The sequence below is a fragment of the Saccharopolyspora pogona genome (assembly GCF_014697215.1).
GTDB lineage: Bacteria > Actinomycetota > Actinomycetes > Mycobacteriales > Pseudonocardiaceae > Saccharopolyspora > Saccharopolyspora hattusasensis.
In genome coordinates this window covers 4691733-4712369 of the sequence record NZ_CP031142.1, presented here as the reverse complement: position 1 = coordinate 4712369, position 20637 = coordinate 4691733, and the positions used below count along the sequence as shown (strand labels likewise).

Sequence of the window (20637 nt, the reverse complement as noted above, 5' to 3'; positions counted from 1 at the left end):
GCCCACTACGGTTGCCCGCGTGACATCGATCAACGATCCGGAGATCCGCGGCTTCCTCGAAGCGGGCACCCGCACCGGCATGCTCGGCTTCACCGCGAGCGACGGGCGACCGCTGGTCGCGCCGGTGTGGTTCGTGCTGGACGGCGGCGACGTGGTGTTCAACACCGGCAAGAACACCGCGAAGGGCCGCGCGATCGCCCGCGATCCGCGGGTCGCGCTGTGCGCGGACCTGCCCGAGCCGCCGTTCGCCTTCGTACAGGTGCAGGGCATCGCGGAGATCTCGGAGGACCCCGCCGAGCTGCTGCGCACGGCGACCGAGATCGGCGGCCGCTACATGGGGCTGGACCGGGCCGCGGAGTTCGGCCGCCGCAACGGGGTGCTGGGCGAACTGGTGGTCCGGATCCGGCCGACCAAGGTGATCGCCAGCCTCGACATGACGGGCTGACGGCTCCAGGCGCGTTGGTTCCGCGGCCAGGTGGCCACGACCTTCAGTTGATTGCGGCGTAGGGGGTGTGGCCAGTGGTCGCCTTCTCCAACCAGGCGCGCCAGGAACCCGCGGCGTTCGCCGGTTCGGCCCACGGGATGCTGCAGCGGACCATGCGGGTGCCGCCGGTGGTCAGCCAGCGGTAGACGACCCGTGCCTCGTCGGCGGTCGTGCCGTGCAGCGGTCCCGCACCGGGGATCACGGTCTCCGCCGACGCCTGCAGCAGATCCACGATCGGCATCGGCGGGACGCCGCGCCGGGCGGTGCCCGCGGCGGCGAGTCGCCCGTGCCGGATCACCGACAGGTGCCAGCCGCCTCGGCCGTCCGGCCGGGCCGCTACGAGCTCGGGCACGCTGGTCAGGGCGGCCAGGCGGTGCCCGCGGTCCAGCGAGCGCACGAGCGTTGCCAGTTGGTCGCGGTGCACGGCGGCGTCTTCGAAGCGTTGCGCGGCGGACAGCCGGTCGAGTTCGTCGCGCAGCCGGTCCAGCAGATCGGCGCTGCGGCCGCGGATGACGTCCCGGATGGAGATCACTGCGGGCTCGTACTCCTCGGCGCTCTGACGGCCCGCACAGGGCGCGCCGCAGCGCTCCAGCTCGTACAGGGCGCAAGGCCGGCCGCTGGGTTCGCGCGCCGAGATGCGTTCAGCGCACCGCCGCACGGTCGTGGCGGACTGGAGCGCCTCGACGGCGTCGGCGGCGGCTTGGCGCGAGCTGAACGGACCCAGCGCATCGGGTTTCGGGATCCGGACCACCGACAGGCGCGGGAACGGTTCGTCGGTCAGCACCACCCACCAGGCGCGCTGCGGGAACTTCGAACGCCGGTTGTAGCGCGGCTGGTGCGCGGCGAGCAGCCGCAGTTCCCGGACCTCCGCCTCCAGCGGGTGGGCGCACACCACGTGGTCGACCCGCTCGGAGATCGTCACCATCTCCTTGATCCGGCTGCGCCGCTCCCCGGCGGTGAAGTACTGCCGGACCCGCCGCCGCAGGTCGGTCGCGGTGCCGACGTAGAGCACCTCATCCTTCGGGCCGCGGAACAGGTAGACGCCCGGCGAGTTCGGCAGACCGTCGGCGAGGCCGCGCTTGCGCCGCTGCTGCGGCGTGACGTCCGGCAGGTGGCCGAGCAGGTCTTCCAGCGTTCGCACCCCGAGCGGACCGACGCGCTCCAGCAGGGCGTGCAGCACGTCGACCGTGGCGCGAGCGTCGTCCAGCGCGCGGTGCACGGGAACGGTGCGGGCGTTGAGCACTCGCGCCAGCGTGCCGAGCTTGTGGTTGGGCGTCTCGTCGCGGGTCAGCACCCGGCGGGACAGCCGAACGGTGTCCACCACCTGCGGCTTCGGCCACCGCAGGCCGAGCCGATCGCAGTTGGCGCGGAGGAACCCGATGTCGAACGGGGCGTTGTGCGCCACCAGCACGCTGCCGCGGCAAAACTCCAGGAAGGCCGGCAGCACCGCGTCGAAGCGGGGCGCGTCGACGACCATCGCCTCGGTGATGCCGGTGATCGACACGATCGAGGGCGGAATGCCGCGATCCGGGTTCACCAGCGTGGCGAACTCGCCGAGCACTTCACCGCCGCGGACCTTGACGGCACCGATCTCGGTGACCGCGTCCCCGTCGCGGTCACCACCGGTGGTCTCCAGGTCGACGACGACGAAGGTCACCTCGTGCAGCGGGACTTCCTCGGTGGTGAGGAGCTCGTCGAAGGACAGTTGCGGGTGCGCGGACATCGGCGCTCAAGTTACGTCCCGCTACCGACAGGACCAGTGATCGCCCCGGTCTTCAGTTAGAGCCTGTTGGTGAATGGTCTGGGTGGGTGGTCGCTTAGCGGAACCTGAGAGGTTCCCTGGACTGCGGGTGCCCCTCCTGGTGTATGTCCAATACGCGGCGGAGGGGCCGTCCTCGCCAGAAAACCTCTCAGAACCCGCCGATGGTCGTCTTGGCAAGGTGAATGCAAGCGGCTACGCCGCTTCCAAAGGCGCGGACGGCATTCGCCGACAGGCTCTCAGGCCAGGGAGGAAACGCCTCAAGTCTGTGCACGAGGCGACCAGGCGATTCGGTATGGTCATCGGCGCGCTGAGCGAGAATCAAGCCAGCACAACAACCTTTTGCCTTTTTGGGGAAACCGGGCTGGTTCCAACCCGGCTGGCGTTGATCGTGGAAGACCAGGCTGCTCGCCGAGCGGTCGGGCAGCGAGAGCCAGGAATCCCCCATTCATACGGGGGGAGGGTTCGAGTTACGTCCCGCTACCGCGACAGGGTCGGTGGATGCGGGATTCCGGGACCCCGGCCGTTAGCCTGTGGGGGTGGTACCGCCGAAGCCGGGGTCAGCCGACACCCCCACCCCCGACGAGTCTGCTGTGGACAGTGCGCAGCAGGCCGGTGGTGGCCCGCTGATCGACTGGGACGCGCTGCCCGGCCCGCTCCGCCTCCGGCTGGCGGAACTCGCTGCCGGCGCATTGGACGAGATGCGCGCGTCGGACGTGCCGGCGCAGCTTCGCCCGGTGGGCCGCTTCGCCCCCGCCAAGCGGGCCAAGCTGGGCCAACCTGTGCTGATCGCCGCGCTGCGCGACTACGGGGTGTTCCACACCGCCGTTGTGGACTGGTGCCGCAACCACCGCCCCGGGGCACTCGCCTTCGACGACGCCGACCCGGTCGCGGTCGCCGCGGCCGCCGTGCTGCTCGGCTCGCCGATCGCGCCGCACTACGTGGAACTGATCGCGTTCCGCACCGAACAGGGCCAGCTGCGTGCCGAACGCGACTCCGCGACGGCGCGAGTCGAACGGCTGAACGCCGACGTCGAGCGGCTGCGCGGCGAACTCACCGAAGCCAAGCAGATCGCCGACCGGGTAGGTGGCGAGAACAGTGCGGAGGCGGACCGGCTGCGCAAGCGCCTGCGGGAGCAGGGCGTGCGTCTCAAGGAAGCCAAGGACGCCGCGGAGCACGCGCGCAGCGAGCTGGAGAAGGTCCGCGCGGAGCGCGAGGCTGCGCTCGGGGAGATCGCCGCGGAGCGGGACCGCGAGCGGACGCGAGCGCAGGACGAGCGACGGCGCGCGGAGCGCGCGAGCGCCGAGGTGGAGGTGGCGCGACAGTCCGCCCGAGAGGCCCGTCAGGGCGACGAGGTGCGGCTGGCGCTGCTGCTGGAGACGCTGGAGGGCGCCGTAGGCGGCCTGCGGCGCGAGCTCGGGGCGAGCGGGAGCGGGCCGCGTCCCGCGGACGTCGTGCAGCGGGTGCGGGCGCATTCCGGCGCGACCGGCGAGGTGCCGGACGTCGCCGCGTTGGACCGGTTGTTGGCGTTGCCCGCCGTGCATCTGATCGTCGACGGCTACAACGTGACCAAGACCGGGTATCCGGAATTGCCGCTTTCCGATCAGCGGGATCGGTTGGCGCACCAGTTGGCCGCGTTGTCGGCGCGGACTGGCGCGGAGGTCACCGTGGTCTTCGACGGCGCCGACGTGCTGGCGGTGCCGACCGCCGGGCCGCGCGGGGTCCGGGTGTTGTTCAGCGAGGCCGGGGTCCAGGCCGACGACGTCATCCGGGATCTCGTCTCCGCCGAGCCGAAGGGGCGTCAAGTCGTGGTGGCGACCTCGGACCGGGCCGTGGTCACCTCCGTCCGCCGGCGGGGCGCTTATGCCGTTTCGTCCGCGATGTTGCTGGCGCGGCTGAACCGGGTCTAGCAGCTTGCCGATGCAACCGACCGCCTGACGAATCGGTGGGTGCGTGGCCGATCTCATAATCGATCACCCAGGTGTCCCAGATCTCCCTATCGGGTGGATTTTTCCGTCGCTATTCCAGGTAGTTAAGCCGCAAGATTCGTCACCGTGAGCGCGCGACTCTCCTCCGTTAGAGGTCTTGTGCATAAATGCACAAATTTTTCGACCCGCTTCTGGACGTCGCGGCTCACCTTTCGTAACCTACTCGGGACCTCGTGGCGATCAGTCGCCCAGACCGGGCGGCCCGCGGGGCACCGCTGCATCGACTTGTCGGGGAGTCGGGCCGCACCGGGCAGGGGGCAACCGGGCGGTAAGCGGGTGGAGACGAAGGAGCAGTGCGCGACGTGGAGTCGCACCGACTTAAACGCTCTTTGCGAGGTGCCCTGGCCGCAACCGCGGTCGCAGCCGTCGTTGGTATGACCTCCGGGCCGGCGCTCGCAGACCCGCAACTCCCGAACAACGCCTCAGACGCGGCCAAGCAGGTGCAGGAGCTCCAGCACCAGGCCGAACAGCTCACCGAGGACGCCAAGAAGGCCGAAGACGACCACAACGCCAAGAAGGACGAGCTCGACCGGGCGAACCAGGAGGCCGGCCAGGCCGAACAGGTCGCCAACCAGGCCCGCGCCGAGGAAGGGCGGTTCCGCGGCCAGGTCGACCAGCTCACCCACGCGTCCTACCAGGGTGCCCGGCTGAACAAGCTGTCGGCGCTGCTGGTGAGCGAAACCCCGGACGACTTCCTGGACCGCGCGTCCGCGCTGGACGTGCTGGCGAAGGACAACAACGACGCGATCAAGGCGCTGACCTCGGCGCGGCAGCAGGCCGAAACCGCCGAGCGCGCCGCGCAGGATGCCCGCAACCGCGCCGTGCAGGCCGAAACGGATGCCGCGCGCATCGCCGAAGACCTGGACCAGAAGACCAAGGCGATGCAGGAGCAGATCGCCAAGGCCAGGCAGCGCTACAACGAGCTCAGCAGTGCGGACCGCGACTCGCTGAAGTCCGACGGTGAGACGGGCGTGGGCTCGATCGCCGGTGCCGGTGCGGCGGTCGCCGCGGTGAACGCCGCGCTGAGCAAGCAGGGCTCGAGCTACGTGTGGGGCGCGAAGGGGCCGTCGACCTTCGACTGCTCCGGGTTGACCTACTGGGCCTACCAGAAGGCCGGCGTGACCATCGGCGGCTCGACCAAGACCCAGGTCGGCGAGGGCCGCAGCGTCTCCGCCAGCGACCTCAAGCCGGGCGACCTGATCTTCTTCTACAGCCCGGTCAGCCACGTCGCCATGTACATCGGTAACGGCAAGGCGGTGCACGCCCCCACCGAGGGCGACGTCGTCAAGGTGGCCGACTACAAGAAGATCGGCCCGATTACGGCGATCCGCCGCATCGCGGGCTGAGCCTGCACCACTTGACTTCCGGGGCCGGCACCACGAAGTGCCGGCCCCGGAAGTGTGTCGGGGGGCCACGGGTCCGCCGATGTGATCGGGAATACCATGCGCCCTGTGCCTGCGCCTGGGACGTTTCGGGGGTGGCTGGCGGCTGCCGCCGCCGGCGCCGTACTGGCCGGGGTTTCCTTGCTTTCGCTGCCGTCGCCGGAACTTCCGCGCAGCGCGCCGGTGCAGGTGTCCGGGCGGGCTGGGTTCACCGTCGCGACGTCGCCGCCGGAGGTGGCTGTGCGGCGTCTGCTGGAGCAGCGGGCCGCCGCGGTCCGGTCCGGTGACGAGTCGGCGTTCGCGGCCACGGTGGACCCGAAGTCGCCGCCGGACTTCCAGCGGCGACAGCACGAACTCTTCCGGAACCTCGCGACGATCCCGGTCACCGAGTGGGCCTACCAGTTGGACGGCGCGACGGGGGACCGGCCGTCGGTGCCCGAGGCTGACGAGACCTGGGCGCCGCGGGTGGTGCTGCGCTACGCGCTGACCGATGTGGACAGCGTGCCCACTCAGCGCCCGCTCGGCTACGTGTTCGCCCGGCGCGGCGGTTCCTGGTACCTCGCGGGCGACGAGGGCGCGCACGGGAACGCTTGGCGCGGCCCGTGGGACTTCGGGCTGTGCCAGGTGCGCCGCACCGCCACCGGAATGGTCATCGGCCACCGCCGGCAGCCGGTGGAGCGGGTGGCTCGGCAGCTGGACGCTGCCGTGGCCGACGTGACGCGGATTTGGGGTCCGGGCTGGTCCCAGCGGGTCGGCGTGGTGCTGCCGGAGTCCCGGGAGGAGCTGCGGTCGCTGGTGGGGCCGGAATTCGCGGTGGACGACATCGCGGCGGTGGCGGTGGCCGATCGGGTGGACGTCGCGGCTCGCCGGGTGGAGGGCCCGCGCGTGGTGCTCAACCCGAAGGCGGCGAGCGAGCTCTCCGACACCGCCCTGAGCGTGGTGCTGCGGCACGAGATCACGCACACCGCGGCCCGCGCGGACACAGTGGACGGTGCGCCGATGTGGATGCTGGAGGGCTTCGCGGACTACGTCGGCTACCGCGGGAGCGGGGTGGCGCCCAAGTACATCGCCCCGGACCTGGTCCGCCAACTACGCGAGACCGGGCCGCCGGCGAAACTGCCCGACGACGGCGACTTCCACCAGGGTGGACGACGCCTGGACCTGGCGTACCAGCAATCCTGGTCGGTGGTCCGCCACCTCGCCGAACGCCTCGGCGAACGACGCCTCGTGGACCTCTACCGCCGCGTCGCGGCCTCGAACTCACCGACCACAGTGGACAAGGCTCTCCGCGAGACTACGGGCCTCAGCAAAGACCAGCTGGTCGCCGACTGGCGAGCCGACCTCCCAAACACCTTCGGCTGACTCTTTCGAGGCGACGGGCGTCTTCGGACGGGCAAGTCGCTTGAAACTCCCCTTCACCGGCTCAGAGAACTCGCGAGGTCACGCTGCACGAACGTACCGCGGCGATCACGAAGCGCGACGATGCCCCGTCACCCGGGGTGGGCGCAATTTCTCGCGAAATTGGCGGCCCTGCGAGGACGAGCGCTCCTACTTGGAGTAGATGGCCTCGATCTCGGTCGCGTGGTTCTCGGCCACCTTGTTGCGCTTGAGCTTCATGCTCGGCGTCAGCTCGCCGGTGGCCTCCGTGAAGTCCTGCGACAGGATGCGGAACTGCTTGATCTGCTCCGCGCGGGACACCGCCTTGTTGGCCTCGTCGACCGCCTTCTGCACCTCGGCGCGCAGGTCCGGGTCGTCGATCAGCTCGGACGCCGCGGTGTTCTCCGGGCGGGAGTTGTTCGCCAGCCAGGCCGGCAGGAACTCCGGGTCGAGGGTGATCAGCGCGCCGATGAACGGCTTCTGGTCGCCGACCACCATGCATTGGCTGATCAGCGGGTGCGCCCGCACCGCGTCCTCCAGCACCGCCGGGGCGACGTTCTTGCCACCCGCGGTGACGATGATCTCCTTCTTGCGGCCGGTGATCTTGAGGAAGCCCTCGTCGTCCAGCGAGCCGAGGTCGCCGGTGTGGAACCAGCCGTCCTCGAGGGACTCCTTGGTGGCGATCGGGTTGTTCCAGTACTCCCGGAACACGACGTCGCCCTTGATCAGCACCTCGCCGTCCTCGGCGATGCGCACCGACGTGCCGGCCACCGGCTTGCCGACGGTGCCGACCTTGAACGCGCACTCCACGTTCACCGCAGCGGCGGCGGTGGTCTCGGTGAGCCCGTAGCCCTCCAGCACCGGTACGCCTACGCCGCGGAAGAAGTGCGTGAGCCGTTCGCCCAGCGGCGCGCCACCGGAGACCGCCGCGATGCAGCGACCGCCGAGCGCTGCCCGGAGCTTGCCGTACACGAGCTTGTCGAACAGGGTGTGCTTGAGCTTTAGCCCCAGGCCGGCGCCGCCGCCGTCCACGGCCCGGCTGTAGGCGACCGCGGTGTCCTCGGCGAGGTCGAAGATCCGGCCCTTGCCGCTGCCGTGCGCCTTCTGCTTGGCGGTGTTGTAGACCTTCTCGAACACCCGCGGCACGGCCAGCACGAACGTCGGCCGGAACGAGCTGAGGTCGGTGACCAGGTCCTTGACGTCGCTGGTGTGACCGAGGGTGGCCCTGCCGTACACGCACATCACGGTGATCGCGCGGGCCAGCACGTGAGCCATCGGCAGGAACATCAGCATCGAGTTGCCCGGCCGGGTCAGCTGCGGGAACGCCTCGATGTCCGCGCGCACCTCGGCGAGCATGTTGCGGTGCGTGAGGACACAGCCCTTGGGGCGACCGGTGGTGCCCGAGGTGTAGATCAGCGTCGCGAGGTCCTCGGCGCGCACCGCGCGGCGGCGCAGATGCAGGTCCCGGTCGTCGACCTCCGCGCCGAGCGCGGTCAGCTCGTCGACCACGCCGGCGGCTCCGCCGCTGGTCGGGCCCTCGATCTGCCAGACGTGGGAGACCTCGGAGAGCCGGTCGACGACCTTGTCCACCTCGGCGCGGTGCGCCTCGGTCTCCACGATCACGGCCTTGGCGCCGGAGTCGTTGAGCATCCACTCCACCTGGTCGGCGGAGGAGGTTTCGTAGATCGGCACCGTGACGCAGCCGGCCGTCCAGATCGCGAAGTCCAGCAGGCTCCACTCGTACCGGGTCCGCGACATCAGCCCGACCCGGTCACCGGCCTGCAGGCCGGTGGCGACGAGGCCCTTGGCCACGGCCAGCACCTGCGCGGCGAAGTCGGCGGCGGTGACGTCGACCCAGGTGCCGTCCACTCGGCGTCGGAAGCTCACGGTGCTCCCGAAGCGCTCCGCGTTGGCCCACACCATGTCGGTGAGGTTCTCGTCCTCGGCCACAGTCGTTGTGGCGGGTGCGCTGAACTCTCGCACGTCGAAACCTCCGAAAACACAACCAGTCAGTGGGGCACAACCTAACGCCGATAGTTACTGAGCGGTAGTCCTTCGGGGTCTCCCGCTGCAGTCAGCACAGCGTAGTCGTCACGGCGATCAGCGCGGTGCCGCCGGTCGGCGGCCTGCGCTTTCTGGCGGGACACCCGCCGGCAACCGGCGTTCCACCGCGGTACCGGAACGGATTAGGTTCGAGGTAGGAGTTGTCGGCGGATGGGAGTTGAGTTGCGCGTCCACGTCGTTTCGGACGTCCATGGCAACGTCGAGGCCCTCAAGCGCGCGGGGGACGGCGCGGACGCGTTGGTGGTGCTCGGCGACCTGATCGACTTCGTCGACTACCACGACCACGGCAAGGGCATCCTGGGGCGGGTTTTCGGCCCGGAGAAGGTGGCGCGGTTCGCCGAACTGCGGCGCAGCCGCCGCGGGCCCGAGTTCGGGGCTTACGTGCGTTCGTTGTGGGCGGGGCTGACCGATCCGGCGGCAGTGGTCGAGGAAGCCGTCCGCGAGCAGTACGACGAGCTGTTCGACGCGATGACCGCGCCCGCCTACGCCACCCCCGGCAACGTCGACGCGCCCCGCCTGTGGCCGGAGTTCGTCCGCGACGGCATCCACGTGCTGGACGGCGAGAGCGTCGAGATCGGCGGCCTGACCTTCGGTTTCGTCGGTGGCACCCTGCTGCCGCCGGGTGCGACGCTGCGCCGTCACGCTGCCTGGGTCCCGTACCTCAGGCCGGAGGACGAGTACAACGCCGCGGTCGCGGCGCTGCCCGAAGTGGACGTGCTGTGCACCCACCTGCCGCCCGCCCTTCCGGACCTGGTCTACGACGTGGTGGCGCGGCGGCCCGAGGACGGCTCGACCGCGCTGGTGGAGCGGATCGCCGCCGACCAGCCGCGGTGGTCGCTGTTCGGGCACGTGCACCAGCCGCTGGCGCAGCGCACGCGCATCGGGCGCACCGAGTGCGTCAACGTCGGGCATTTCAAGCGCACCGGGCGGCCGTACGTGATCCGGTGGTGAAGGTGAGGAAAACCCGGCTCCTCCGTGCCGCTGCCGCCGCTCGCACCCGGTAACCTGCGGCGCATGGTCGATCAGTCCACCCAGTCCATCGTGATCGAGGCCCCCGCCGGGCAGATCATGGCAGCCATCGCGGATTTCGCCGCCTACCCGGAGTGGGCGGAAGCGGTGAAGGAGACCGAGGTGCTCTCGCACACCTCGGACGGCGACGCGGCGAAGGTCCGCTTCGTGCTGGACGCCGGGGTGGTCAAGGACACGTACGTCAACGTCTACGACTGGGCGGCCGACGGGCTGTCGGTGAGCTGGGAGCTCGTCGAAGGGGGCGTGCAGAAGGCGCAGCAGGGCAGCTACCGGCTGAACCCGCTGTCGGACGACCGCACCGAGGTGACCTACAGCCTGGCCGTGGACCTGGCGATCCCGATGATCGGCCTGTTCAAGCGCAAGGCCGAAAAGATGATCATGGACACGGCGTTGAAGGAGCTCAAGCGCCGCGTCGAAGGCGCGAAATAGGGCGCCGGCCGAAGCCCGACCGAGACCGAGACGATCCGTTGCGAATCCTGCTGTTCACCGGAAAAGGCGGGGTGGGCAAGACCACCCTCGCGGCAGCCACCGCCGCCCGCGTCGCCGGGCACGGCGGCAAGGTGCTCGTCGTCTCCACCGACCCGGCGCACTCGCTGGCCGATGCGCTCGACGCAGACCTCGGCGCGCATCCGCGCGAAGTTCGGCTGGACGGTTCGCGCGCCATGCTGCACGCGGCCGAGGTGCAGACCCGCGAACTGGTCGACGGCACCTGGCGCGAACTGCGCGAACATCTGCGGACCATGCTGCAGGGCGCGGGCGTTGACGACGTCGACGCGGAAGAGCTCACGGTGCTGCCCGGGGTGGAGGACCTGCTGGCGCTCACCGAGGTGCACCGGCTCGCCGCGAGCGGGCTGTGGGACACCGTGATCGTCGACTGCGGCCCGACCGCCGAGACGCTGCGGCTGCTCGCGCTGCCCGAATCGCTGGCCGGCTACCTGGAACGGCTGTTCCCGGCGCACCGCCGGGCCGTGCGCGGCCTGCTGGCCGGCATCGCTGGCAGCGAGCAGGTCGAGCGCTGGGACTCCGTCGCCGACGGGCTGGGGCGGCTCGCGGAACGGCTGGCAGGGCTCAAGGGCATGCTCGGCGACGAAGGCACCAGTGTCCGGCTGGTGCTCACCCCGGAGTCGGTGGTGGCCGCCGAAACCCGCCGGACGCTGACCGCCCTGGCGCTGCAGCAGATCCGGGTGGACGGCCTGGTGGCCAACCGCGTGGTACCGCACCCGGGATCGGCGCGCGGCGCCGCGGCCGGGTGGCTGCGCACCCGTCGCCGTGAGCAGGAGAAGGTGCTCGACACGCTGCGGGGCGCGACGGATCTTCCGCTTCGGGTAGTCGAGCACCGCGCCGCGGAGCCGGTCGGTGCGGAGGCGCTGCTGGCGCTCGGCGACGAGCTCTACGCCGAGGTGAACCCGCTGGAGAACCTGTCGGGCACGCCGTCCATGCAGGTCACCGGCGGTGGGCGCGGCTTGGACGCGGAGTACGCCCTGCAGATCGCGCTGCCGCTGCACCCGTCGGCCGACCTGGACCTGGCCCGGATCGGCGCCGAGCTGGCGATCACCGTCGACGGCCGCCGGCGGCTTTTCGCGCTGCCCGCGGTGCTCCAGCGGTGCATCGTGATCTCGGCGGTCGCCGGTGACGACGGGCTGACCGTGCGGTTCCGGCCCGACCCCGAGTTGTGGATGCGGTGAGAGATGCGCGACGAATCCCGGCACGACCAGCTCTTCGAGGAACTCCGCCTGCTGCTCGACGCGGCCGCCGGCAAGGCCGAGGAATACCTGCGCGGCTGCGATCAGGACGCCGAGTCCGGCGGTAAGGCCGACTGCGGTTGGTGTCCACTGTGTGCAGCGGTGGCGCTGCTGCGCGGCCATCGACCAGAGGTCAACGACCAGCTCGTCGGGATCGTTCAGGCGCTGCGGCAGATGCTGGCCGATCAGCGTCCGGCGGAGGAGCCCGAGGAGTCCGAAGAGGACGTTCCGGTGGTGTCGAAGGTCCAGCGGATCCGGGTCCAGCGGGTCGACGGCACGGTGCTGGCCGACGACGAACCCGAGGCCGTGTCGCAGTGCTGACCATCGGAGTCGACGTCGGCGGGACCAGCGTGCGGGCCGGCGTGGTGGATCAGCACGGCGAGATCCTGGAAATCCACCGCGTTCCGACGCCGGTCACCAGCACCGAGCTGAACGCGGCGATCGCGGACACCGTCCGTGCGTTGTCCGACCGGTACCCGGTCGCCGGGGTCGGCCTGGCAGTCGCCGGGTTCGTCAGCGAGGACCGCCGGGTGGTGCGCTTCGCGCCGCACCTGGCGTGGCGGCACGTCGCGGTCGCCGACGAACTCGCCGACCGGCTCGGGCTGCCGGTGGTCCTGGAACACGACGCGAACGCCGCCGCCGTCGCGGAGCAGCGCTTCGGCGCGGCAGCGGGAGCGCGGGTGGCCGCGCTGCTGGCCATCGGCACCGGCATCGGCAGCGCGCTGGTGATCAACGGCGAGGTGTTCCGCGGGGCCTACGGAATCGCGCCGGAGCTCGGGCACCTGCGCGTCGTCCCAGACGGGCGGCCGTGTTCGTGCGGCAAACGCGGCTGCTGGGAGCGGTATTGCAGCGGCACCGCTCTGGCGGCCACCGCGGCGGAACTCCGGCAGGAGGAGCCGGGAGCGCCGGTCGAGCAGACCGGTGTCGAGGTGGCGCGCGCGGCGGAGGCGGGGGATCCGGTCGCCCGCCGCGCGGTGACCGACCTGGCTCGCTGGCTGGGCGAGGGCCTCGCGCTGGTCGCGGACGTCTACGACCCGGAGGTGGTGGTGATCGCCGGCGGGGTCTCCGACTCGGCGCACCTGTTCCTCGACGATGCCCGCGAGTACTACGCCACGGCCATCACCGGAGCCGGGCACCGCCCGCTGGCGAGGATCGCGGTGGCCCACTACGGGGATTCGACGGCCATGATCGGCTCAGCGGCCCTGGCCCGAGAACACGCCTTAACCGAAGCCCCACACCTGACCTGACGCCGCAATTTCAATGAGGTGATCTCAGTAGGGGGTTATGCGAGTCGGCCGTGTTCGAATTGGGTGAGTACGAGTGCGGCTTTGACGATGGGGCCGATTTTGCGGGGGCTGGTGGTGAAGTGTCGTAGGGCGCGCCAACGGCCGGTGAGCAGGGCGAATCCGCGTTCGCCGAGGGCGCGCAGGCCGCGCAGCAGTTTGTTGTAGGTCTGGTTGTCGACGTCGAGTGGGCGGCTTTTGCTGGTTTTGGGGTGTTTGATCGGGGTGAGGACCCCGGCTCCGGCACCCTGGTAGCCGCCGTCGGCCAGGGTGGGCAGGTCGAGCTGGGAGTAAGCCCAGTACAGGGCGCCGAGGACGTGGTTTTCAGCGGCGGTGATGTCGTGGACGGACCCGGGCTCGACGTCGGAGACCCACAGCGGGAACCCGTCCGGGTCCGTCAGTGCTTGGATGTTGCCGGCTTGTTCGCGGGTTTTCCCGGAGTACCACAGGTCGATCTCGGTGCCTTTGGTGCTGGTGGTCTTTTCGCCGAGACGGTCGGAGGAGAAGTTTTTGCCGTCCAGGATCAGATAGGCGTCGCCGTTGTCTTTGGCCCGTTGCAGGGCGTCGTGCAGATCCGGGGCCTGCGCGGCCAGCGCCTCGATGCCCTCGTCGACATACCGGTAGCCGGTCGCGCGGGCGACACCGTGATCGCGGGCCAGTTTGGTGGTGTCGGTGCGGTCGCGGAACCACCGCAGGACCAGCACAGCCTGCCAGAACGTGGTCAACGCCCGGCGCCCCTTGCGGGTCCCTTTCCGGCGGCGTTCACCGGCCAGCAGCTTGCTGAGGAAGAGCACCAGTTCACGGGGAACATCGAGTTTGGCAGAATACGTGACCACGTGGGGCCTTCCCTGGTCGAAGATCGTTTCTTGGTCGAACTTCTTCTACCAGGGACCCCACGTCCCACTCTCCCCAGGCCAGCCCTACCCGATCACACACCCATTCCGGCAGGCCGCCTTCAGCCACTTCTTACCGAGATCACCTCAATGGAAATCGAAGGTCTGATTTCCATTGAAATTGCGGGAGTTCTCCACAGCGTCCGGCGTGTCGGGCTCTGACACGCCGGAGTTCCGCAATTTCCATTGGGCTTTTTTCATCCTGATCTTGGCTGGTCAGAGGGTGTGGTCGTGGGTGGCGTGGTGTGGGCGGGCTGGCCAGGGCCATGATCATTTATCAAGATCATCTGACGGTGGCCGTGGTCGCGGAGAAGATGTGACGATGATCATGGCCGGTTGGCTGCAACGAGAGTGCCCCCGGCGGGGTTGGGGAGTGTGTGAAAACCCAATCCAGCCCCGCCGAGGGCACCGAACCCATTGTGTACCAAGCCCAACTTCCCGTGTCGAGGGCCACGATCGACTACCTCGCCTCGCTGATCACCACGCACTGCAGGAAAATCCGCTCTCGCTGGCGCAAGGTGACCCCTGGTACGCAGGCGATCATCGTGCTCGCGGTGCTGCGTCACGACCAGCGGCTGCTGGACATGGCCGGCGGCAACAGGGTGTCGGCCTCGACGATCCGCCGCTGGGTGCTGGAGGTCATCGACCTGCTGGCCGCCCGTGCCCCGCGCCTGGACCGCGTCCTGAGCAAAGTGGCCCGCGGCGGGGGTGAGGTCGTGCTGCTGGATGGCACCCTGGTGCGCACCCAGCGCCGCACCGGCAAGAACAACCGGCGCAACTACAGCGGCAAACACAAAGCCCACGGCCTGCTGTTTCTCGCCCTCACCGACCACAAAGGCAACCTGTTGTGGTTCTCTGCGGCCAAACCAGGGCGGGCCTCGGAAGTCACCACCGCCCGCCACAACAACATCACCACCGCACTCCGGGACGCCGAACTCGGCGCGATGTGCGACCTCGGATTCACCGGACTGGAAGACGACCCCGACGAACCCGTGATCATCATCGGCCGCCGCGCCGCCCGCGCCCACCCGCTCACCGACGCCCAGAAACAAGCCAACCAACTCGTTGCCCGCGAACGCGCCACCTGCGAACACGGCTTCGCCGACCTCAAAAACTGGCGCATCCTCACCCGCCTACGCATGCACGCAGCCAACGCCACCCGCCTACTACGGGCCCTGCTGGTGCTGACCAACCTCGAAATCACCCGCTGACAAACGATCATCAAAAATGATCATCGCCCCTGACCAGCCCACACACACCCCACCCCACCCCGTCAACCCCCCACCACCAGCACAAACAGGATGAAAAAACCCCATTGAAATTGCGGGACGACGTCAGACCTGGGCTCCGTCGTCGTTGCCGGAGTTCGGCGGGCCCTGGCGCAGCCGCAGCAGGAGCCATCCGATGCCCGCGCTGATCAGCACCAGCCCCAGCGGCATCGAGAGCGAGCTGGCCATCCCGGCCAGGCCGGGCACCAGCAGTATCAGCACGCCGACCGCGATCACCGCGATCCCCAGCAGCGTGGTGATGCGCGGGGTGGGCAGCGGTGGCGGTTCCGGCGGGACGAAGTGCTCTTCCTCGTCGGGCTGCGGCGTCCAGTCCCGCGGTCCCGCGTCGCGCTCGGGCTGCGGCTCGACTTCGGCCGCGTCCGAGACCGCACTCACGGTATTCGCGGCGCGGTCGGAGGGGACGTCCTCGGGCCACCGCGCGAACGTCGAGTCCCGCTCCAGGTCGGCGACTATCTCGGCGAATGCGGCGTCGATGTCCTCCGGCCCGTCGGGGTTGTCGCGGCGCGTGTTCATACGACTTCCTCGGCCCGTTCGCGGTGGATTCGTTGCAGGAACTCGACGCTACCGGCGAACACCGCCCGCGCGTCATGGTCCAAGGTCGCAACGTGGAAGCTGTCGGCCAGCACGACCTCCGCGAGATCAACGCTTGCGACCCCGTCCAGCACGATCGCGGAGTTGACCGGTTCGACGATGTGGTCGACGGTCGACCGGAACAGCAGCAGCGGCTGGCGCACCCGACCGAGGTCGCCGCGCACGATCCCCCACAGCTGCTGGAGGCTGGCCATCGCGCGCAGCGGCAACCGGTCGTAGGCGAGTTCGAAACCGCCGGGTTTGGCGATGTCGCCGGGGATTCCGCCGACCGCCGGCCACACCCGGCTCAGCAGCGGCAGCAGCCGGGCCGTCTTGCGCAGCGTCGTCACCGAGGGGTTGACCAGCACGATCCCGGCGATTTCGGGATGCCGCTGGGCCAGGCGCAGGGTGAGCGTGCCGCCCATGGACTGGCCGAATACGAACACCGACCGGCACCGGTCGCGCAGTTCGGCGAGCGCGGCCTCGGTGGCGTGGTACCAGTCCAGCCAGGTGGTCCGGTTCAGGTCCGGCCACCGGGTGCCGTGGCCCGGCAGCAGCGGGCAGCGGACCGTGTACCCCTCCGCCGCCAGGTGCTCGCCCCAGGCCCGCATGCTCTGCGGGGTGCTGGTGAAGCCGTGGCAGAGCAGCACGCCGATGTCTTCCGATCCCGCGTGGACGAACGGTTCGGCACCGGGGAGCACGGGCACCGCGGCCTCCCAACAGCATCGGCGAGCCAGTACCGCCTCATCGTCGCATGCGCGGCCGACATGCGGGGCGGCCTTGGCGATTCATCCGCGATCGCACCGGCGAGATCACCGACGGCGAGGCCGCATTGTGCCGGATCTCGGGGCTCCGTAGGCTGAGCAGGGAAGTCGGCGGGGCGAGGAGGCGGCGCAGCGGTGTTGTACTGGGTGATGAAGCACTTCTTGCTCGGGCCCTTGATGAAGCTGTTCTGCCGTCCGAAGGTCGAAGGCGTCGAGCACGTGCCGACCACCGGCGGCGCGATCCTGGTCAGCAACCACCTGGCGGTCGCCGACTCGTTCTTCATGCCGCTGATGATGCCGCGGCGGGTGACGTTCCTGGCCAAGCGCGAGTACTTCACCGGCAAGGGCTTCAAGGGCAAGTTCAAGAAGTATTTCTTCTCCGGCGTCGGGCAGGTGCCGATCGACCGGTCCAGCGGCGCCGCCGCGCAGGCCGCCCTGGACACCGGCGTCCGCCTGCTGCGCGAGGGGAAGCTGCTGGGCGTCTACCCGGAAGGCACCCGGTCCCCGGACGGCCGGCTGTACAAGGGCAAGACCGGTGTGGCGAGGATGGCGCTGGAGTCGAAGGTGCCGGTGATCCCGATCGCGATGTTCGGCACCGATCGGGTCAACCCAATCGGGTCGAAGATGTGGTACCCGCACAAGGTGGTGGTGAAGGTCGGCCCGCCGCTGGACTTCTCCCGCTACGACGGCATGGCCGGCGACCGGTTCGTGGAGCGGTCGATCACCGACGAGATCATGTACGCCCTGATGGAGCTCTCCGGGCAGGAGTACGTCGACGTCTACGCCGCTAAGGTCAAGGACGACCTGGCCGCGCAGGGCAAGCACGTGGCGGGCTGGAAGACGCAGAAGCCCGCCGAGCGCCTCCCGGAGTCCAAGGCCGGCTGACGGCCCGCGACCGGACCCGGAACCGCCGCCACCTAGGCTGACCTGGTGCGGTACTTCTACGACTGCGAGTTCATCGAGGACGGACACACCATCGAGCTGGTGTCGATCGGGGTGGTCGACGAGTCCGGCCGCGAGTTCTACGCGGTGTCCACCGAGTTCGACGCGTCTCGGGCCGGTGCCTGGGTTCGGCAGCACGTCCTGCCGCAGTTGCCGCCGCCCGCCGATCCGTGCTGGCGCTCCCGCGCCCGGATCCGCGAGGACCTGTACTCATTCCTGACCGCGCGCAGCGGGAACATCGAGCTGTGGGCCTGGTACGCGGCCTACGACCACGTGGCACTGGCCCAGCTCTGGGGCGCGATGCCGCTGCTGCCGTCGCGGATCCCGAAGTTCACCCGCGACCTGCGGCAGCGTTGGGAGGACCTCGGCAAGCCGAAGTTACCCGCCGCGCCGGACAACGCGCACGACGCCCTGGCCGACGCCAAGCACAACCTCGAACGCTGGCGGGTGATGGAGGAGGTCCGCCGCAAGCGCGGCTTCGCCTGATTTCCGACTCGTGAGGGGTGCCGGTTCCAGCTGGAACCGGCACCCTTTTTTGCCGGATTCCTCGGGCGGGTGTTGCCGGTCGTCTGCCGCGACCGGTATCGCGACCGGTATAACGTCCCGGATACTTGCTGCAACGATCCAGTTCGTGCCACGCTGTGACGCAGGGGAGACGCAGATCACTCCCCGTCCGGGCTGGATCAGAGGAGGCGGGGAAAAGCGATGCCGGCTGGAATGCGTGTCGGAGTGCTCACCGGTGGCGGCGACTGCCCCGGGCTCAACGCGGTGCTCCGCGCGGTGACCCGCAAGGGGATTTCGGTGCACCAGCACGAGATCCTGGGATTCCGCAACGGGTGGCGGGGCCCGGTGGAGGGCCTGACCACGCCGCTGACCCTCGACAAGGTGGAGGAGATCCTCAACCGGGGCGGCACCATCCTGGGCTCGTCGCGCACCAACCCGTACAAGGTCGACGATGGGATCGCCAAGCTGAGGGCGACCCTGGAGGAGAACCGGGTGGACGCGCTGATCGCGATCGGCGGCGAGGACACCCTCGGCGTCGCCGAGCAGCTCACCCACGACGGGGTGCCGGTGGTCGGGGTGCCGAAGACGATCGACAACGACCTGGACGCCACCGACTACACGTTCGGCTTCGACACGGCGGTGCACATCGCCACCGAGGCCATCGACCGCCTGCGGACCACTGCGGAGTCGCACCACCGGGCGCTGGTGGTCGAGGTGATGGGTCGGCACGCGGGGTGGATCGCGCTGCACTCCGGGCTGGCGGGCGGCGCGAACGTCATCCTCGTGCCGGAGCAGCCGTTCAGCGTCGAGAAGGTCTGCGCCTGGGTGGAGCAGCGCTTCGAGCGCCAGTACGCGCCGATCATCGTGGTCGCGGAGGGCGCGGTCCCGGAAGGCGGCAAGGAACTGCTGCTGACGGGGGAGAAGGACGCCTTCGGCCACGTCCGCCTGGGCGGTGTCGGTACCTGGCTGGCGGAGGAGATCGCGGCGCGCACGGGCAAGGAGTCGCGCGCGATGGTGCTCGGCCACGTGCAGCGAGGTGGCACGCCGACGGCCTACGACCGGGTGCTGGCGACCCGCTTTGGCCTGCACGCGATCGACGCGATCACCGAAGGCGACTACGGCAAGATGGTGGCGCTGCGCGGCACAGACATCGTGCGAGTCCCGCTCCGCGACGCGACGGCATCGCTGAAGACGGTGCCCCTGGAACGCTACGCAGAAGCCGAAGTCCTCTTCGGCTGACCCTTTTTTGATAGGCGCCGCCGCTCGACCCGCGAGGTCGGGTGGCGGCGCCTGTTCGTACGTTCAAAACCCAAACGAGATGCAGGTTCGACCGCCGCGACAACCGGTTGAGTGCGGCCTCGGCGGACCGGAAGCTGGCCCGGACTTGGCCGGATGCGCTGACGACGTCGGCGCAGTCGTCGAAGGCCATGCCCCAGTACTCGACCTGCGCGTCGTGGCGATCGCCGAACTCCTGACACAGGGCGAATAACCGCGGCGCGGTTTCCCTTGCGAGTTCTTGAAGTTCGGCCATGAACTCCTCCCGACTCCCCAACGGCTTCCCCAGCATAACGACCTCCTCTGTGATCGAGATCACGAACACTGGAAATTGGTGCCGTAAATGTTTATGGAAGGCGATAACACGATCAGGCGTTCTTGATCGTTTGCACCATGGATGCGGTGCACGCTGGTCGCGGATGCGTGATTTTTAGGAGGCTGTCCATGGTGGACCGGCAAGACCCCTCGGCCTTGCGTTGGCTCGTCGGCGTTGAGCTCCGGAATTTCCGGGTTCGGGCGGGTGAGACCAGCGCTGCGGCGGCGCGGTCGATCGGGTGCTCACCGGGCAAGATCACGCACCTGGAGACCGGGCGGTACTTCCCGCAGCCGGACGAGGTCGCGGGGCTGCTGAAGTTCTACGGTGCCCCGGTCTGGGAGGCCGACCGGCTGAATTCGCTTGCCAGCCGGTCGGATCAGAAGACGTGGTGGGCGCCGTGGGTGGACGTGCTGCCGGACGGCTCAAGGCATACGTCGGACTGGAAGGGATCGCGAAATCCCAGTTCATCTACATGCCGTTGATCCTGCCCGGCTTGATGCAAACCGAAGCGTATGCCTCCGCGTTGACTGCGACAAGCACTCGTGTTCGACCCGATCACAACGAACGCATGGTGAGCTTCCGCATGGCTCGTCAGCGCAGGCTGGTGGACAAGTCGCCGTTGCGGCTGAACGCAGTGCTTGAGGAGGCCGTGTTGGACCGGCCGATCGGGGATCGAACGGTGATGCGCGAGCAGTTGCAACACCTTCTCGACCTGTCGATGCAGGACAACATTGAACTTCGGGTGCTACCCACGTCGATCGGCCCGCATGCTGGGTTGTGTGGGGGATTCATGGTGCTGCACTTCCGAGACGCACAGTCGATCGGCTACGTCGAGATCCCAGATGGGGCTGTCTACATCCAGGATCACGACCAAGTGGCCGCTTATGTTCGATCGGCCGAGCGGCTACTGTCGTTCGCGTTGCCCGAGGAGGAGTCGGCGGAGGCGATCAAGGTTCGCCTGGTCGATTGAGGGGAA

The 20637-nt window shown here is 69.3% G+C and carries 20 protein-coding genes; 15 read left to right on the top strand and 5 right to left on the bottom strand.

The window, feature by feature from the left end; translation table 11 throughout:
* The first annotated feature begins 19 nt into the window (after window positions 1-19).
* A complete protein-coding gene (locus tag DL519_RS21525) occupies window positions 20-445 on the top strand; it encodes a PPOX class F420-dependent oxidoreductase (protein ID WP_190817461.1) in 426 nt (141 codons plus the stop codon).
* A gap of 43 nt (window positions 446-488) precedes the next feature.
* Here DL519_RS21525 and DL519_RS21520 read toward each other — a convergent pair whose 3' ends face one another.
* The gene (locus DL519_RS21520; RefSeq protein WP_190817459.1) at window positions 489-2207 is read right to left on the bottom strand and encodes a DEDD exonuclease domain-containing protein; all 1719 of its coding nucleotides are present in this window, start codon (window positions 2205-2207) and stop codon (window positions 489-491) included.
* A gap of 629 nt (window positions 2208-2836) precedes the next feature.
* Between DL519_RS21520 and DL519_RS21515 the strand changes: the two genes are divergently transcribed.
* The 3 genes from DL519_RS21515 to DL519_RS21505 all read left to right on the top strand — a co-directional run bounded on the left by DL519_RS21515 (window position 2837) and on the right by DL519_RS21505 (window position 6975).
* The gene (locus tag DL519_RS21515) at window positions 2837-4153 is read left to right on the top strand and encodes an NYN domain-containing protein (protein ID WP_190817456.1); all 1317 of its coding nucleotides are present in this window, start codon (window positions 2837-2839) and stop codon (window positions 4151-4153) included.
* Between the two features lie 380 nt (window positions 4154-4533).
* Window positions 4534-5577 carry a C40 family peptidase gene (locus DL519_RS21510; RefSeq protein WP_223839369.1) on the top strand — a complete coding sequence of 348 codons (1044 nt, stop codon included), beginning with the start codon at window positions 4534-4536 and terminating at the stop codon, window positions 5575-5577.
* A gap of 96 nt (window positions 5578-5673) precedes the next feature.
* Complete coding sequence (locus tag DL519_RS21505) at window positions 5674-6975, top strand: basic secretory family protein (protein WP_223839368.1); 1302 nt, start codon at window positions 5674-5676, stop codon at window positions 6973-6975.
* A 186-nt stretch (window positions 6976-7161) separates the two neighbouring features.
* On the opposite strand, the gene DL519_RS21500 is transcribed toward DL519_RS21505, so the two are convergent.
* Window positions 7162-8973 carry an AMP-dependent synthetase/ligase gene (locus DL519_RS21500; protein ID WP_190817453.1) on the bottom strand — a complete coding sequence of 604 codons (1812 nt, stop codon included), beginning with the start codon at window positions 8971-8973 and terminating at the stop codon, window positions 7162-7164.
* Window positions 8974-9216: 243 nt separating this feature from the next.
* On the opposite strand from DL519_RS21500, the gene DL519_RS21495 reads away from it, so the two are divergent.
* From DL519_RS21495 to DL519_RS21475, 5 genes are all read left to right on the top strand, one after another.
* Window positions 9217-10005, top strand: coding sequence for a metallophosphoesterase family protein (locus DL519_RS21495; RefSeq protein WP_190824134.1), 789 nt, complete (start codon window positions 9217-9219; stop codon window positions 10003-10005).
* Between the two features lie 63 nt (window positions 10006-10068).
* Window positions 10069-10512, top strand: a complete 444-nt coding sequence (locus DL519_RS21490; protein WP_190817451.1) for an SRPBCC family protein — start codon at window positions 10069-10071, stop codon at window positions 10510-10512.
* Between the two features lie 38 nt (window positions 10513-10550).
* Window positions 10551-11768 carry an ArsA family ATPase gene (locus DL519_RS21485; RefSeq protein ID WP_190817449.1) on the top strand — a complete coding sequence of 406 codons (1218 nt, stop codon included), beginning with the start codon at window positions 10551-10553 and terminating at the stop codon, window positions 11766-11768.
* 3 nt (window positions 11769-11771) lie between these two features.
* Window positions 11772-12146, top strand: coding sequence for a hypothetical protein (locus DL519_RS21480; protein ID WP_190817448.1), 375 nt, complete (start codon window positions 11772-11774; stop codon window positions 12144-12146).
* A complete protein-coding gene (locus DL519_RS21475) occupies window positions 12140-13072 on the top strand; it encodes an ROK family protein (RefSeq protein WP_190817446.1) in 933 nt (310 codons plus the stop codon). The genes DL519_RS21480 and DL519_RS21475 overlap by 7 nt, the downstream gene beginning before the upstream one ends.
* A 35-nt stretch (window positions 13073-13107) precedes the next feature.
* On the opposite strand, the gene DL519_RS21470 is transcribed toward DL519_RS21475, so the two are convergent.
* Window positions 13108-13944 (bottom strand): transposase family protein, encoded by an 837-nt coding sequence (locus DL519_RS21470; protein WP_190817444.1) that lies wholly within the window; start codon window positions 13942-13944, stop codon window positions 13108-13110.
* Between the two features lie 434 nt (window positions 13945-14378).
* Between DL519_RS21470 and DL519_RS21465 the strand changes: the two genes are divergently transcribed.
* Entirely contained in the window at window positions 14379-15212 is an 834-nt protein-coding gene (locus DL519_RS21465; RefSeq protein ID WP_190813279.1) for a transposase family protein, read from the top strand.
* 123 nt (window positions 15213-15335) lie between these two features.
* Here DL519_RS21465 and DL519_RS21460 read toward each other — a convergent pair whose 3' ends face one another.
* Complete coding sequence (locus tag DL519_RS21460; RefSeq protein ID WP_190817442.1) at window positions 15336-15803, bottom strand: DUF308 domain-containing protein; 468 nt, start codon at window positions 15801-15803, stop codon at window positions 15336-15338.
* Window positions 15800-16567, bottom strand: coding sequence for an alpha/beta hydrolase (locus DL519_RS21455; RefSeq protein WP_190817440.1), 768 nt, complete (start codon window positions 16565-16567; stop codon window positions 15800-15802). Before DL519_RS21455 ends, DL519_RS21460 begins: the two co-directional genes overlap by 4 nt.
* Window positions 16568-16759: 192 nt before the next feature.
* Between DL519_RS21455 and DL519_RS21450 the strand changes: the two genes are divergently transcribed.
* From DL519_RS21450 to DL519_RS21435, 5 genes are all read left to right on the top strand, one after another.
* Window positions 16760-17509, top strand: a complete 750-nt coding sequence (locus DL519_RS21450; RefSeq protein ID WP_190817438.1) for a lysophospholipid acyltransferase family protein — start codon at window positions 16760-16762, stop codon at window positions 17507-17509.
* Between the two features lie 45 nt (window positions 17510-17554).
* Window positions 17555-18052 (top strand): polyadenylate-specific 3'-exoribonuclease AS, encoded by a 498-nt coding sequence (locus DL519_RS21445; protein WP_190817437.1) that lies wholly within the window; start codon window positions 17555-17557, stop codon window positions 18050-18052.
* A gap of 231 nt (window positions 18053-18283) precedes the next feature.
* On the top strand, window positions 18284-19309 hold the full coding sequence (locus tag DL519_RS21440) for a 6-phosphofructokinase (protein WP_190824133.1): 1026 nt from the start codon (window positions 18284-18286) through the stop codon (window positions 19307-19309).
* A 480-nt stretch (window positions 19310-19789) separates the two neighbouring features.
* Window positions 19790-20143, top strand: coding sequence for a helix-turn-helix domain-containing protein (locus tag DL519_RS46975; protein WP_223839367.1), 354 nt, complete (start codon window positions 19790-19792; stop codon window positions 20141-20143).
* Entirely contained in the window at window positions 20050-20631 is a 582-nt protein-coding gene (locus DL519_RS21435) for a DUF5753 domain-containing protein (RefSeq protein ID WP_223839365.1), read from the top strand. Before DL519_RS46975 ends, DL519_RS21435 begins: the two co-directional genes overlap by 94 nt.
* Window positions 20632-20637: the final 6 nt, after the last annotated feature.

Bases quoted from the DNA above. Each gene is read 5' to 3' on its own strand.
- DL519_RS21520 (WP_190817459.1), bottom strand. From the start codon at position 2,207: ATGTCCGCGCACCCGCAACTGTCCTTCGACGAGCTCCTCACCACCGAG.
- DL519_RS21505 (WP_223839368.1), top strand. From the start codon at position 5,674: ATGCGCCCTGTGCCTGCGCCTGGGACGTTTCGGGGGTGGCTGGCGGCT.
- DL519_RS21490 (WP_190817451.1), top strand. From the start codon at position 10,069: ATGGTCGATCAGTCCACCCAGTCCATCGTGATCGAGGCCCCCGCCGGG.
- DL519_RS21480 (WP_190817448.1), top strand. From the start codon at position 11,772: ATGCGCGACGAATCCCGGCACGACCAGCTCTTCGAGGAACTCCGCCTG.
- DL519_RS21460 (WP_190817442.1), bottom strand. From the start codon at position 15,803: ATGAACACGCGCCGCGACAACCCCGACGGGCCGGAGGACATCGACGCC.
- DL519_RS21440 (WP_190824133.1), top strand. From the start codon at position 18,284: ATGCGTGTCGGAGTGCTCACCGGTGGCGGCGACTGCCCCGGGCTCAAC.
- DL519_RS46975 (WP_223839367.1), top strand. From the start codon at position 19,790: ATGGTGGACCGGCAAGACCCCTCGGCCTTGCGTTGGCTCGTCGGCGTT.